Source organism: Streptomyces sp. NPDC014907 (assembly GCF_055562975.1).
In genome coordinates, this window is the sequence record NZ_JBVHEG010000001.1 from 545,588 (window position 1) to 558,975 (window position 13,388).

General features: G+C 73.4%; 15 protein-coding genes. 7 read left to right on the top strand and 8 right to left on the bottom strand.

All coding sequences use genetic code 11. From position 1 onward, the window contains the following. Positions 1-97: 97 nt before the first annotated feature. The gene (locus ACZ3IL_RS02360; protein WP_467385703.1) at positions 98-985 is read left to right on the top strand and encodes an alpha/beta fold hydrolase; all 888 of its coding nucleotides are present in this window, start codon (positions 98-100) and stop codon (positions 983-985) included. Here ACZ3IL_RS02360 and ACZ3IL_RS02365 read toward each other — a convergent pair. After that, positions 969-1,898: an NYN domain-containing protein gene (locus ACZ3IL_RS02365; RefSeq protein WP_467385705.1), complete on the bottom strand. Its 930-nt coding sequence runs from the start codon at positions 1,896-1,898 to the stop codon at positions 969-971. The two genes, ACZ3IL_RS02360 and ACZ3IL_RS02365, sit on opposite strands and share 17 nt — an antisense overlap. 175 nt (positions 1,899-2,073) lie before the next feature. Between ACZ3IL_RS02365 and ACZ3IL_RS02370 the strand changes: the two genes are divergently transcribed. Further along, a complete protein-coding gene (locus ACZ3IL_RS02370) occupies positions 2,074-2,226 on the top strand; it encodes a hypothetical protein (RefSeq protein ID WP_104860408.1) in 153 nt (50 codons plus the stop codon). Positions 2,227-2,344: 118 nt separating this feature from the next. On the opposite strand, the gene ACZ3IL_RS02375 is transcribed toward ACZ3IL_RS02370, so the two are convergent. The 4 genes from ACZ3IL_RS02375 to ACZ3IL_RS02390 all read right to left on the bottom strand — a co-directional run bounded on the left by ACZ3IL_RS02375 (position 2,345) and on the right by ACZ3IL_RS02390 (position 5,794). Next, on the bottom strand, positions 2,345-2,950 hold the full coding sequence (locus ACZ3IL_RS02375; RefSeq protein ID WP_467385708.1) for a MarC family protein: 606 nt from the start codon (positions 2,948-2,950) through the stop codon (positions 2,345-2,347). Between the two features lie 265 nt (positions 2,951-3,215). Further along, positions 3,216-4,082, bottom strand: a complete 867-nt coding sequence (locus ACZ3IL_RS02380; RefSeq protein WP_467385710.1) for a PHP domain-containing protein — start codon at positions 4,080-4,082, stop codon at positions 3,216-3,218. 156 nt (positions 4,083-4,238) lie between these two features. Next, positions 4,239-4,877 (bottom strand): DUF6758 family protein, encoded by a 639-nt coding sequence (locus tag ACZ3IL_RS02385; protein ID WP_467385712.1) that lies wholly within the window; start codon positions 4,875-4,877, stop codon positions 4,239-4,241. Positions 4,878-5,209: 332 nt separating this feature from the next. Continuing rightward, on the bottom strand, positions 5,210-5,794 hold the full coding sequence (locus ACZ3IL_RS02390) for a suppressor of fused domain protein (protein WP_467385714.1): 585 nt from the start codon (positions 5,792-5,794) through the stop codon (positions 5,210-5,212). A 449-nt stretch (positions 5,795-6,243) separates the two neighbouring features. Between ACZ3IL_RS02390 and ACZ3IL_RS02395 the strand changes: the two genes are divergently transcribed. Continuing rightward, entirely contained in the window at positions 6,244-7,371 is a 1,128-nt protein-coding gene (locus tag ACZ3IL_RS02395; RefSeq protein ID WP_467385716.1) for a magnesium and cobalt transport protein CorA, read from the top strand. 138 nt (positions 7,372-7,509) lie between these two features. After that, entirely contained in the window at positions 7,510-8,019 is a 510-nt protein-coding gene (locus ACZ3IL_RS02400; protein ID WP_467385718.1) for a hypothetical protein, read from the top strand. Between the two features lie 15 nt (positions 8,020-8,034). Here the strand turns inward: ACZ3IL_RS02400 and ACZ3IL_RS02405 are convergent, their stop codons facing one another. After that, positions 8,035-8,799: a hypothetical protein gene (locus ACZ3IL_RS02405; RefSeq protein WP_467385719.1), complete on the bottom strand. Its 765-nt coding sequence runs from the start codon at positions 8,797-8,799 to the stop codon at positions 8,035-8,037. A 304-nt stretch (positions 8,800-9,103) separates the two neighbouring features. Between ACZ3IL_RS02405 and ACZ3IL_RS02410 the strand changes: the two genes are divergently transcribed. From ACZ3IL_RS02410 to ACZ3IL_RS02420, 3 genes are read left to right on the top strand one after another with little or no spacing between them, the layout of a single operon-like run. Then, entirely contained in the window at positions 9,104-10,390 is a 1,287-nt protein-coding gene (locus tag ACZ3IL_RS02410) for a magnesium transporter MgtE N-terminal domain-containing protein (RefSeq protein WP_467385721.1), read from the top strand. After that, positions 10,380-10,937: a DUF1003 domain-containing protein gene (locus ACZ3IL_RS02415; protein ID WP_467385723.1), complete on the top strand. Its 558-nt coding sequence runs from the start codon at positions 10,380-10,382 to the stop codon at positions 10,935-10,937. Before ACZ3IL_RS02410 ends, ACZ3IL_RS02415 begins: the two co-directional genes overlap by 11 nt. A gap of 44 nt (positions 10,938-10,981) precedes the next feature. After that, entirely contained in the window at positions 10,982-12,115 is a 1,134-nt protein-coding gene (locus ACZ3IL_RS02420) for an Mrp/NBP35 family ATP-binding protein (RefSeq protein WP_467385725.1), read from the top strand. A 67-nt stretch (positions 12,116-12,182) separates the two neighbouring features. Here ACZ3IL_RS02420 and ACZ3IL_RS02425 read toward each other — a convergent pair whose 3' ends face one another. After that, positions 12,183-12,809: a hypothetical protein gene (locus ACZ3IL_RS02425; RefSeq protein ID WP_467385727.1), complete on the bottom strand. Its 627-nt coding sequence runs from the start codon at positions 12,807-12,809 to the stop codon at positions 12,183-12,185. Positions 12,810-12,883: 74 nt separating this feature from the next. Then, the gene (locus ACZ3IL_RS02430) at positions 12,884-13,318 is read right to left on the bottom strand and encodes a sec-independent translocase (RefSeq protein ID WP_467385729.1); all 435 of its coding nucleotides are present in this window, start codon (positions 13,316-13,318) and stop codon (positions 12,884-12,886) included. Between the last annotated feature and the right edge of the window lie 70 nt (positions 13,319-13,388).

Consider the following 13,388-nt stretch of genomic DNA (forward strand, 5'->3'; position numbering starts at 1 on the left):
ACCGGTGCTCCCGGTCGCGGGGCGCCCCCGCAGGCACCGGCCCGGACCGGTCCCCGCCGGCCGTTCCGCCCCGCGCCCCGGCGGTTACAGTCCCTGTATGAGCAAGCCCCGGTCGCTGGTGTTGCCTCCCCGTACCCGTGCCCGCCGTCTGGAGACCGCGCGCGGGCCGTTCGCCGTGCTCGACGCGGAGCCGTCCGGCGAGCGGCGCGGGACGGTGCTGCTGCTGCCCGGGTACACCGGCAGCAAGGAGGACTTCCTCGCCCTCCTGGAGCCGCTGGGCGAGGCCGGGTACCGGGCCGTGGCCGTGGACGGGCGCGGGCAGAACGACACCCCCGGGCCCCGGGGCCGGGCCGCCTACCGCCGCGGGGCGCTCGCGCTCGACGCGGTGGCGCAGGCCGCGGCCCTGGGCGACGGCCCCGTGCACCTGCTCGGCCACTCGTTCGGCGGTCTGGTGGCCCGCGCGGCGGTGGCGCTCGCGCCGGACGCCTTCCGTTCCCTCACGCTCCTCTCCTCCGGCGTCGGCCGGGTGTCCCGGCCGCAGCGGGTCCGGGTGCGGGCGCTGCGGATCGCGCTCGCGCTGCTGCCGAAGGACCGGGTGTGGCGGGCGATGTGCTGGCTGGACAGCCGGGGCGAGGAGCCGGACACCGCCGACGTGCCGGACGTCGCGGACTTCCTGCGGCGGCGGTGGGCGCGCACCCGGATCGCCCAGCTCAGGGGTGCCGGACGGCTGCTGCTCGACCGCCGGGACGGTACGGAGGAGCTGGTGGGGCTGCCGGCGCCGCTGCACTTCGCGTACGGGACGGACGAGATGGTCTGGTCGACGGCGGACCTCGCCGCGGCGGCGGCCCGCACCGGCGCGCACCACACGGTGATCGCGGGCGCCGGCCACTCCCCCAACGTGTCGCACCCGGGCGAGCTGGCGGACCGCCTCGTCGGCTTCTGGGAGCGGACGGCCGCGCCCGCCGGGGTCAGTACTGCGCCTTGAGGTGCTGCCAGAAACCGTCCCGCAGGGCGCGCCGGAGCGGGGGGTGGCCGCGCAGGGAGCGGCTGAGCAGGCGCTCCGCCTCGACGAGGAGGTCCTGGTCGATCGTGCCGGGCAGGTAGGGCGCGCCGGGGAGGAGTTCGGCGAGCCGGTCCCGGCCCCGTTCGGCGATCCAGGTCGCCGCGATGCGGGCGCCGACGAAGCGCACCTCCTCGCGGGAGGGCGGCGGCTCGCCCTCGTTCTCGTACGTGGTGACGGGGCGGCGGGTGACGTACGGGCGGCAGAAGTCCAGGTCGAAGGTGCGCTGGCTGTCGACCTCCCAGAGCAGCGCCTCGGCCTGGTTGCGGCCCTCGGCGGCCTCGATGCCCCAGAGGTGGACGCGGGCCCCGTACCCCTGGGCGGCCTCGACGGCGGAGACCAGGTCCTCGTCGCCGCCGACGAGGGCGGCGTCGCTGATGGCGCGGTGGCGGGCGAGGGACTCCAGGTCCGTGCGGATGAGGGAGTCGACGCCCTTCTGCTGGTTGTTGGCGTTGAGGTTGCCGAGGCGGACCTTGACGTCGGGAAGTTCGGCGATGGCCTGCTGATCGGGCGTGTGGATGCGGCGGCGGGCGCCGTCGTACCAGTAGACGCGCAGCAGTCTGCTGTCCGCGAAGATCGTGCGGGCCTTGTCGATGAAGGCCTCGATGAGCCCTTCCGCGTCGAGGTCGAAGGAGCGCCGGTCCTCGGTGCCCGTCACCAGCAACCCGGCCGCAGCATGGACGTAACCCGCGTCGACGAAGATGGCGTGGGTGGAGGGGGTCTTGGCGACCTCGGCCAGCATCCGTCGCAGGAGCTCGTTGGTGCGCTCCAGCCGTGCGTCGAGTGCGCGCAGGCGGGCGTCGGTCTCGGTCACCCGAGTGGTGTCGGCGTCGTTCATACGCGGCTCATTGTCCGCTGTGGAGGGGGCGGCCGCCACACCCCCCTACCCACTGGTAGTTAGGCATCCGAAAATTTTCCTTAGCGTAAGGAATGTTTGCCGGGTGCGCTTCGTTGTAGAGATCTGTAACGCAGTTCTCCACCAGGAGGATCAACTCAGACGAAGGGAGAAGCCCATGCGCTTCGAAATCCTGCGACTCGACGACGTCGACGGCACGCCCGTCGACCGGACGGTCGTGGACGCCGCCTCCGTCAACCGGATCGTGCAGCAGGCCGCCTCGATCGGCCAGCGCATCTGGATCCGTCCCGCCGAGACCTCGGCCTCGTAACAGGCCCGGTCCACCCACGCACCGCGCCCCCGCGCGGACTCCGCGACAGCGGAATCCGCACGGGGGCGCAGTGGTGTCCGGGCCCGGCGCTCCCGGGCGGGAGCGGGCCTTCCCGGGGTCAGGAGCCCCGGATCACCTGGGTGACGCCGTTGATGATCTGCTGGACGGCGATGGCGGAGAGCATCATGCCCGCGAGCCGGGTCACCAGGACCACGCCGCCGTCCTTGATGATCCGGATGATCACCAGCGAGTACCGCATGGTCAGCCAGAGGACGACGTGCATGGCGGCGATGGCGGCCCAGACGGAGACCTGCGCGGCCGCGCCGTCGGCGTGCTGCACGGCGAGGATGACCGAGACGATCGCGCCCGGCCCGGCGAGCAGGGGCATGCCGAGGGGCACGAGGGCGACGTTGACGTCCTTGGTCTGCTGGGGCTCGTCGGTCTTCCCGGTGAGCAGGTCGAGCGCGATGAGCAGCAGGAGCAGCCCGCCCGCGATCATCAGCGCGGGGACGGAGACGTGCAGGTAGGCCAGGATCTGCTGCCCCATGACGCCGAAGACGGCGATGACGCCGAAGGCGACGGCGACGGCCTGCCAGGCCATCCGGCGCTGCACCTTGGCCGGGCGGCCGGAGGTGAGGGCGAGGAAGATCGGGGTGATCCCGGGAGGGTCCATGATCACGAAGAGGGTCAGGAACAGCGAGCCGAAGACGGCGGCGTCGAACACGTGGGGTGCCTTGCGGGAGAGGTGGAACGGTGGGGTGCGCCCCGGAGCGGAATGCTGAATTCCGGAGCCGGGGCAGGGGGAGGTCCGTCCCCGCGCGGCGCGTGGACGCGCGGGGAAGGACCGGGAAGGAGCGGGAACCTCCGGGCGGGCCGGGACGGCGGGCCGGCGCGACCGCGCCGGACGGGAGCCGCCCCGGAGGGGCCGGGCGCGGGCGGGCCGGCGCGGCCCCCGGGAGGAGTCCGGCGCGGCCGTACCGGCCGGAGGCCTAGGAGGCGGCGGGTCCCCCGGCGCCGGGGACCGGGAAGGCCCCCGCCGCGCGGCGGGTGATCTCGCCGTAGATCTCGGGGTCGGTGGTGTACTCGCCGAGGCGGCAGGTCTTGCGGCTGCCGTGGTAGTCGCTGGAGCCGGTGACCAGCAGGCCCAGCTCCTTCGCGAGCCCGCGCAGCCGCGCCCGCGTCGCCTCGTCGTGGTCCATGTGGTCGACCTCGATGCCGTCGAGACCGGCCTCGGCGAGCCGCGCGATCGAGGCCTCCGGCAGCACGTGGCCGCGCTTGACGGCGAGCGGGTGCGCGAAGACGGTGACGCCGCCGGCCGCCTTGACGAGGCGGATCGCCTCGAACGGGTCCAGCTCGTGCTTGCCGACGTACGCCCGGCCGCCGTCGGCGAGCCAGGCGGGCGTGAAGGCGGCGGACACGTCCGGTACGACCCCCAGCTCGACCAGGGCCTCGGCGACGTGCGGGCGGCCCACGGAGCCGTCACCGGCGATCCGGGCCACCTGCTCCCAGGTGACGGGGACGCCCAGCTCCCGGAGCCTGTCCACCATGGCGCGGGCGCGCGGCACCCGGTCGTCCCGGACGAGCTCGCGCTCGGCGAGGAGCGCCGGCTCCTCGGGGTCGAAGAGGTACGCGAGCATGTGCAGGCCGACGCCGTCCATCCGGCAGGACAGTTCGGCCCCGGTGACGAGGGTCAGCCCGGCGGGCAGCGCGGCGACGGCCTCGGCGTGGCCGCGGGTGGTGTCGTGGTCCGTGAGGGCGACGACGTCGAGCCCGGCGGCGGCCGCGTTCCTGACCAGTTCGGCCGGGGTGTCCGTGCCGTCGGAGGCCGTGGAGTGGGTGTGCAGGTCGATGCGCACGACGCGGTGCTCCGGGGCTCGGGACGGACGGGGGACGCTTCAGCATAACGGGCGAATCGAACACGCCCGCGCGAAGCCGTCCGGACGGGGCGCCCCGGAGCGCGCGCCGGGAGAGGCGCCGTCCGCCCGGAGGACGGGCGCCTTCCGCACCGCGCTTCAGCCCAGGAGCCTCGGCGTGAGCGCCCCGCACGGCAGCAGCTCGACCTCCGCGCCGGCGTCCCGCAGGTCGGTGAGGACCAGTTCGTCGTACATGAGGAGGCCCGACTGCTCCGGCCAGACGATCGCCCACAGCCACAGGCCGCGCGCCTCGCCCGCGAAGACCGCGCGGTCGTGCGGGGCGCCGCTGACGTGCCAGAGCGGGGTGGGGCGCCCGGCGGCGAGCACCTTCGTCTGGGGCGGCTTGTCGATGGCCAGGCCGGAGCCGGGATCGGGGCCCTCGATGCCGGCGTACCGGGCGCCGAGGCCGACGCCCAGCTCCTCGGCGACCAGGAGCAGTTCCCCGATGCCGCCGAGCGGGCCCGGTCCCGAGCAGGCGACGGCGGTCGCGCGCCCGCCGCTGCGGTCGTCGCCGGCGCAGGCGATCCCGGTGAAGAGCCAGCCGACGGGCAGGGGCCACGGCATCCACACCGGCACCTGGGACCGGTGCGTCACCGCGCCGAGGGCCTCGACGCTGGGCGGGACGACGGGCTGGAGCGGGTGCACCGAGCCGTGCGCGTCGCACTGCCAGGAGTCTGCGAAGAGACCGGGCGCCCTGACCCTGCCACCGCACTTAGGACAACTGGGTTCGCCCCTCATAGGGCTCAACGGTCCTACCCCTTCGGTCCCGCGTCAAGGACGACCCCGGACGATCACCCGTCCGGCACGGACCGTCCACCCGCGCGCCCCTCCCGTTCGTGCCGCGACCCCGCCCCGGGGGCCGGCCGGGAAGACGCCGCCGCGCGGGGTGCCGGGGCTCCCCGGACCGGCTCGGGGTCACGGCCGGCTCAAGGTCACGGACCGGCCCGGGATCACGGACCGGCCCAGGACCCCGGACCGGCCCGGGACCGCAAATCGGCCCGGAACCACAGCCCGGCCCGGGGCCCGCGCGCCGGCCCGGCCCGGGGCGCGGACCGGCCCGGGACCGCGGATCAGTCCAGCTCGACGGACCTGCGCAGCGGGTCGCGCAGGTCCGTCCCGCGTGCCAGCCAGCGCTCCTCCAGGGCCCGCGCCCCGTGCACCCGCTTCCACGCCGCCTCGTTCGCGGTCATCGGCAGCAGCGGCAGGAAACGCACCGGGTCCATCGGGGCGTCCAGCTCCAGGTCCTCCACCAGGCCGCCCGGCTCCGCCACGAGGACCGAGCTGAAGGGGGCGCCCGGCCAGAGCGGGTCGCCCACGTCGAGCGAGGCGCCGGGGGCCACGACCAGGCCCTCGACCTGCGGGGTGGCGGCGAGCACGGCGAGCGGGCGCAGCACCTTGTCGGTGTCGGCGGAGCCGCCCCGGACCGTGAGGACGAGTTCCGCGCGGGGGCCCTTCACCGGATCGGCGAGCGCGGAGGTCGGGTCGGCCATCGGCAGCGCGGACATCCCGAGGGTCGCGTACCGCACGAGATCGCCGTCGACGAAACGGAGCACCTCGATCCGGTCCGTGCCGAGGAACGTCACCGCGGCGCGCGCGTCCGGTTCCCCGAGGGCCGTACGCAACCGGGCCTCGACCAGAGCAAGAACTTCTCCCATGAGTTGAGCATAAAGCGCGTATGGAACGGGCAAAACAAGGGATTGACCCTCTGTCGGCTGATAGTCTTGGCCGCTGGTCGGGTGTCCCGGATTCCCGATCTCTCGTCACACGTCATCCCTCACGGGGGACCGGCCGGAGGAGGTGGGGCTGCGATGGACCGAAGTCGGTCGGGCAGTACCAGCGGCTCTTCCGCCCCGCACCCGAGCCCGGTGCGTTCTCCTCTCCGGTGATTCCGGGTCCGCGTGATCCTCCCCGATCCGCACGGACCGCGTGACCCTCCTTCTCCGGCATCTCGCACGACGGAAGAGCATTTCGCCTTTGCCTGTCTGTAGCGAACGCCGTCACCGCGATCCCCCGGTGCCGCCCGCTTTGTGGACGACGTAGCTCCACGTCCCCATTCCGGGCTGTGCCACGGTCGCCGGCGGCCTCTCCGTGAAGGAGCATGCCCATGTCGATGATCCGTGACCTGCGCGCCGCCGTCCGCCCGAGCCTGCGGCACCCCCTGCGCAAGACCCCCACCACGTACACCGCGTACGACCCCACCCGCGACCACTCGGCCTCCACCGCCGTCGTGGACTGCGCCGTCTACCGCGACGGGCACCGGGTCGAGGACGGCGACTGCCTCACGCCGCGCGGCGCGATGCGGCAGGTGCGGGAGAGCGGCGGCTTCGCCTGGATCGGGCTGCACGAGCCGACCGAGGCCGAATTCGCCGGCATCGCGGCCGAGTTCGGGCTGCACCCGCTCGCCGTCGAGGACGCCGTCCACGCCCACCAGCGGCCCAAGCTGGAGCGGTACGACGACACCCTCTTCACCGTCTTCAAGACGATCCACTACGTCGAGCACACCGAACTCACCGCGACCAGCGAGGTCGTCGAGACCGGTGAGGTGATGTGCTTCACCGGCCCCGACTTCGTCATCACCGTCCGGCACGGCGGCCAGGGCTCCCTGCGCAACCTCCGCCACCGCCTCCAGAGCGAGCCGGAACTCCTCGCCAAGGGCCCCTCGGCCGTGCTGCACGCCATCGCGGACCACGTCGTGGACGGCTACATCGCGGTCGCGGACTCCGTCGAACTGGACATCGACCAGCTGGAGATCGACGTCTTCTCGCCGGCCGTGAAGGGTTCCACGCGCGGCACCGACACCGGCCGGATCTACCAGCTCAAGCGCGAGGTCCTGGAGTTCAAGCGGGCCGTCACGCCGCTGGCGCGGCCGTTGCAGCTCCTCAGCGAGCGGCCGATGCGGCTCGTGGACCCCGACATCCAGAAGTACTTCCGGGACGTCGCGGACCACCTCGCCCGCGTCCAGGAGCAGGTCGTCGGCTTCGACGAACTCCTCAACTCGATCCTCCAGGCCAACCTGGCGCAGGCGACCGTCGCGCAGAACGAGGACATGCGCAAGATCACCTCGTGGGCGGCGATCGTCGCCGTCCCCACGGCGGTCTGCGGCGTCTACGGGATGAACTTCGAGCACATGCCCGAGCTGCACTGGAAGTACGGCTACCCGATGGTCCTGGCCGGCATCATCGCGGTCTGCCTCACCATCCACCGCACGCTCAAGCGCAACGGCTGGCTGTAGGAAGGGCCCCGCGCGCCGGGAGGAGGGGCGCCTCGGGCCCGGTGTGCACCGGGCGGGACGCCTCGGGCCCCGGTGCGCCGGGCGGGACGCCATCGGCCCGGCCCGGTGCGCGGGGCGCCTCCTGGATAGGCTGCCGCCATGACCGATCAGTCGCTCGGGCCCGCCCTCGTCGAGGAGGCCACCAAGAAGTCCGGCCTGGTGTGGGTGCGCGGCACCGGGCCCGCCCGCGCGCTGTGGCACGTCTGGCACGACGGGGCCGCGTTCGTGGTCGGCGACGGTCCCGGCGAGCAGCCGCTGCCGGGCCTGGTGGACGGCGGGACGGCCGGGGTGACCGTCCGCAGCAAGGACAAGGGCGGCCGGATCGTCGCCTGGACGGCCGCCGTGCGCGAGCTCGCCCCGGGCACGGAGGAGTGGGACGCGGCCGTCGCGGAGCTGAAGGGCAAGCGGCTCAACGCGCCCGACGGCGAGGCGATGCCGGACCGCTGGGCGCGCGAGTGCCGGGTGCTGCGGCTCGACCCGCGCGAGGTCGCCGCGGAGCTGCCGGACGGCTCCCTGGCCGCCGTACCCCTGCCGACGCCGGTCACGACCCGCCACCCCGTGCCGCCCGCGCTCCCGCGCCTGCTCCTGGGGCGCCGCCGGCGGCGCTGAGCGTCCGGCCCCGCCTCAGGTCCGGGGGAGCTGCTTCCCGTAGTCCACGGTCTCCTCCCTGGAGGGCTCGGCGAGCGGGAACTCCTTGTTCCACTCGGAGAACGTCACCATCCCCCCGCCCCCGGCCCGCGCGAAGCGCAGGGGGTACGGGGAGCCCTGCAGGGCCACGTCGAGGGTGCCGCCCCGGCCGTCCGCGCCGCCCTTCACCTCGATCGCGCGGACCCCGCCGATCTGGGCCCGGCCGCCCTTGACCTTCTCGCCGTGCAGGCCGATCAGGCCGTCGAGGAGCGATCCCATGTCGGTGAAACCGCGCAGCTGCTTGTACGAGGGGTCGCCCTGCGGCACCTTCACGTACATGCCGCCGAGCTTCTCGGCGGCCTCGGCGTCCTGCCCCGCCGGTTCGCCGCCGTCCTTGCCGTCGTGGGCCCAGAAGCCCGCGTCGGCCTTCAGGTAGAGCGCGTCGCCGACCCGCAGCAGCTCGAAGGCGCTGTTCTTCGTCGTCACCGACCCGGAGGCGCCGTTCTGCTTGAGGCGCATGTTCAGTTCGAAGGTGACGCCCTTGCTGACCAGGTTCCCGGCCAGGCGGACCGCCTTCGCGGTGTCCGCCGCCGCCCGTGCCTCGCGCTCGATCTCGGGCGCGGAGAGCTTCCCGACCCCGTTGGTCCCCTCGTCGGGGTCGGGGTCGGCGGCACAGGCCGCGAGTCCCACCACCAGCCCGGCGCAGAGCACCAGGGGCGCGAGGGCCCGTCGGATACGCGACGACGGGGTACGGACGGTCATCTGCGCGGCCTCTCGTGTCGTGCGGGCTACGGGCCGGGACCCGTACGGGACGCCGGGACCGGCGCCCTGCGGGCGGAAGGGCGGAGTCCGGCGCGCGACCGGTACCGGGGGTTTCGGTTCCGGTACCGGGGTAACAGCAGACCGCAGCGTACCCGGGCCGGGCGGGCGGCCCGGCGGGCAGCCGTACGGAGGCGCTGCCGGAGCGGGCCGGAACGGCACGGGCTAGCCTGAACCGGTGGGCCCCGCGATCATCCGCGGGGCGCCGTGAGGACTCGAATCGTGCGACACCGAGGAGGCGCGTGGCATGGCGGCAGGCGCCCCCCGGATCTTCGTCTCCCACCTGGCGGGGGTCCCCGTCTTCGACCCCGTCGGCGACCAGGTCGGCCGGGTCAGCGACCTGGTGGCCATGCTCCGGGTCGGTCCCCGCCCGCCGCGCCTGCTCGGGATGGTCGTGGAGGTGCTGAGCCGCCGCCGGGTCTTCGTCCCGATGACCCGCATCACCGGCGTCGCGTCCGGCCAGGTCATCACCACCGGCGTGGTCAACATGCGCCGCTTCGAACAGCGCCCCACCGAACGGCTCGTCCTCGGCGAACTCCTCGACCGGCGGGTCCGGCTCGTGGAGGGCGACGGCCGGGAGGGCGAGGAGGTCACCGTCCTCGACATCGCCATCCAGCAGCTGCCCGCCCGCCGCGACTGGGAGATCGACAAGGTCTTCGTGCGGCGCGGCAAGGGCGGGGCGCTGCGGCGCAAGGGCGAGACGCTGACCGTGGAGTGGTCGGCCGTCACCGGCTTCTCCCTGGAGGAGCACGGGCAGGGCGCCGAGAACCTGCTCGCCACCTTCGAGCGGCTGCGCCCCGCCGACCTGGCCAACGCCCTGCACCACCTCTCCCCCAAGCGGCGCGCCGAGGTGGCCGCGGCCCTCGACGACGACCGGCTCGCCGACGTCCTCGAAGAGCTGCCGGAGGACGACCAGATCGAGATCATCGGCAAGCTGAAGGAGGAGCGGGCGGCCGACGTCCTGGAGGCGATGGACCCGGACGACGCGGCCGACCTGCTCTCGGAGCTGCCCGAGGAGGACCAGGAGCGGCTGCTCACCCTCATGCGGCCGGACGACGCGGCCGACGTGCGCCGTCTCCTGGCGTACGAGGAGCGGACGGCGGGCGGCCTGATGACGACGGAGCCGATCGTGCTGCGGCCGGACGCGACCGTCGCGGACGCGCTGGCCCGGGTCCGCCAGCAGGACCTGTCGCCGGCGCTCGCCGCGCAGGTGTACGTGTGCCGGCCGCCCGACGAGACGCCGACCGGCAAGTACCTGGGCACGGTGCACTTCCAGCGGCTGCTGCGCGATCCGCCGTTCACGCTGGTCGGCTCGCTCGTGGACAGCGACCTGCCGCCGCTCGGGCCGGACACCCCGCTGCCCGCCGTCACCAGCTACCTCGCCGCCTACAACATGGTCGCCGCGCCCGTCGTGGACGAGAGCGGCTCGCTGCTCGGCGCGGTGACCGTCGACGACGTACTGGACCACCTGCTGCCGGACGACTGGCGGGAGACCGAGTTCCACGTGGAGGAGGGGGCGGGACATGGCCGCTGAACGCACGCAGGAACGGGAGCGCGAACGGGCCGTGCCCCGCATCCGGCTCGACGTCCCGCTCGAACGGCGGGCCAGGCTGCTCCCGCAGTACGACCCCGAGGCCTTCGGGCGCATGTCGGAGCGGATCGCGCGGTTCCTGGGGACGGGGCGGTTCCTGGTCTGGATGACCCTGACGATCGTCGTCTGGGTGCTGTGGAACATCTTCGCGCCGGCGCCGCTGAAGTTCGACGAGTACCCGTTCATCTTCCTGACGCTCGCGCTGTCCCTCCAGGCCTCGTACGCGGCGCCGCTGATCCTGCTCGCCCAGAACCGCCAGGACGACCGGGACCGGGTCAACCTGGAGCAGGACCGGAAGCAGAACGAGCGGTCGATCGCGGACACCGAGTACCTGACGCGGGAGATCGCGGCGCTGCGCATGGGCCTCGGCGAGGTCGCGACGCGCGACTGGATCCGCTCGGAACTCCAGGACCTGGTGAAGGAGCTGGAGGAGCGCCGGGATCTATTCCCGTCCGGCGGCACCCGGGGAAGTGACGTACCCGACCGTTGACGGACCTTTCATGGGGCGGTGGTCGGCGCCGTACCATCATCGGTATGGCTACGGAAGACGCGGTGTTCGAAGCACTGGCGACGGTGAACGACCCTGAGATCAACAAGCCGATCACTGAGCTCGGCATGGTCAAGTCGGTGGAGATCGAGCCGGACGGCAGGGTCGCCGTCACGGTCTACCTGACCGTCGCCGGCTGCCCCATGCGCGACACCATCACCCGGCGGGTGACCGAGGCCGTGTCCCGGGTCGAGGGCGTCACCGCCGTCGACGTGACGCTCGACGTGATGGGCGACGAGCAGCGCAAGGAGCTGGCGGCGGCGCTGCGCGGCACGAGCGCCGAGCGGGAGGTGCCCTTCGCGAAGCCCGGCTCGCTGACCCGGGTGTACGCGGTGGCCTCCGGCAAGGGCGGCGTCGGCAAGTCGTCGGTGACGGTGAACCTGGCCGCCGCGATGGCCGCCGACGGCCTGAAGGTGGGCGTCGTGGACGCCGACATCTACGGCCACAGCGTGCCCCGGATGCTGGGCGCGGACGGCCGTCCGACCCAGGTCGAGAACATGATCATGCCGCCGTCCGCGAACGGCGTGAAGGTCATCTCCATCGGCATGTTCACCCCGGGCAACGCACCCGTGGTGTGGCGCGGCCCGATGCTGCACCGCGCGCTCCAGCAGTTCCTCGCGGACGTGTACTGGGGCGACCTGGACGTCCTCCTGCTCGACCTGCCCCCGGGCACCGGCGACATCGCCATCTCGGTCGCGCAGCTCGTGCCGAACGCCGAGATCCTGGTCGTCACCACCCCGCAGCAGGCGGCGGCCGAGGTCGCCGAGCGGGCCGGGTCGATCGCCGTCCAGACGCACCAGAAGATCGTCGGCGTCGTGGAGAACATGGCGGGCCTGCCGTGTCCGCACTGCGACGAGATGGTGGACGTGTTCGGCACCGGCGGCGGGCAGAAGGTCGCGGACGGCCTGACGCGGACCACGGGCACGACGGTCCCGGTCCTCGGCTCGATCCCGATCGACGTGCGGCTGCGCGAGGGCGGCGACGACGGCAGGCCGGTCGTCCTGTCCGCCCCGGACTCCCCGGCGGGCGCGGCGCTCCGCGCGATCGCCGGCAAGCTGGGCGGGCGACAGCGGGGCCTGTCGGGCATGAGCCTGGGCATCACGCCGCGCAACAAGTTCTGATCCGCGCAGGGCGCTCCCCGTCGGGGGGCGCCCTTCCGCGTACCCGGGCGCGGACGCCGGACGCGGCTCAGGCGTACGCGTCCAGGTCCTTGATCTGCGCGAACCCCAGGCCGTACGCGCTCATCCCCCGCCCGTACGCCCCCAGGTGCACGCCGCCGGCCGAACCGGCCAGGACCCAGCCGAACTCGGTCTCGCGGTAGTGGAACGGCACCGGCGACCCGTCCACGGGCAGCGAGAGGGTCGTCCAGGCGGGCCCGTCGAGGTCGTCGGCGAGCTCGAAGGCCGTCTCGGTCTGCTGGTTCAGCCAGTTGTCCCGCGTCATGTGGTCGAGCGAGACCGGCCAGGTGTGGACGAGCAGTCCCGAACCGGCCAGCCAGGCGGCGGAGGAGACCGTGGTGGCGTCGAGGACGCCCGTCCCGTCGCCCGTCCGCCGGACCGGGCTCGCCGCGACCGTCACGACCACGGCGAAACGCTCCTTCTCCGCCGTGCTCGCGTCCGTCTTCACCGACGGGGCCTCACCGTGCCCGGTCGAACCGTGCTGCACGCTGCCGTCCGCCGCCGTGCCGACCTGCATGAGCCAGCGGGGCCCGGTGAACGCCTCGTCGAGGCCGTACCAGGCGAAGGGCGCCCGCAGGTAGCCCTCGTCGGCACGCCGGGCCACGGACATGCGCTCCGCCCGTCTCGTGGTCTCCATCTCGACCGCCTCCTCGTTCCGTCAACAGAGGGAGGATAGCCACCGGGACCCGCCGGAGCGGTGACGGCCCGTCGTCAGGTCGCGTCGGAGTCGTACGGAGGGCGCCCGCCGGCGTCCGGCTCGTCCCGCTTCCTGAGGAGGTCCGGGGCGGCGCCGGCGGAACCGTTGACGGCGGAGGGCTCGCGGCCGTGGACCGCGTCGGCGACCTCGTTCATCTCCTTCTTGAGGTCGAAGGTGCCCCGCAGCTCCTTGAGGTCCTTGAGGTCCTCGTTGTTCTCCAGCTGCTTGCGGAGGAACGTCTTGGGGTTGAGGTCCTCGAACTCGAAGTCCTTGAACTCCGGGCCCAGCTCGCTGCGGATGTCCGCCTTCGCGCTGTCGGAGAAGTCACGGACCTTGCGGATGAAGCGCGAGACGTCCTGGATCACCTTCGGGAGTTTGTCCGGCCCGAAGACGAGCACGGCGAGGACCACGAGCGTCACCAGCTCGAGTGCGCCTATGTCGCTGAACACCTGGTAGCTCCTTCACGCCGGTCCGGGCCCGGTCCACGGTACCCGCCGAAACCGCCGGGCGGGTACCTCG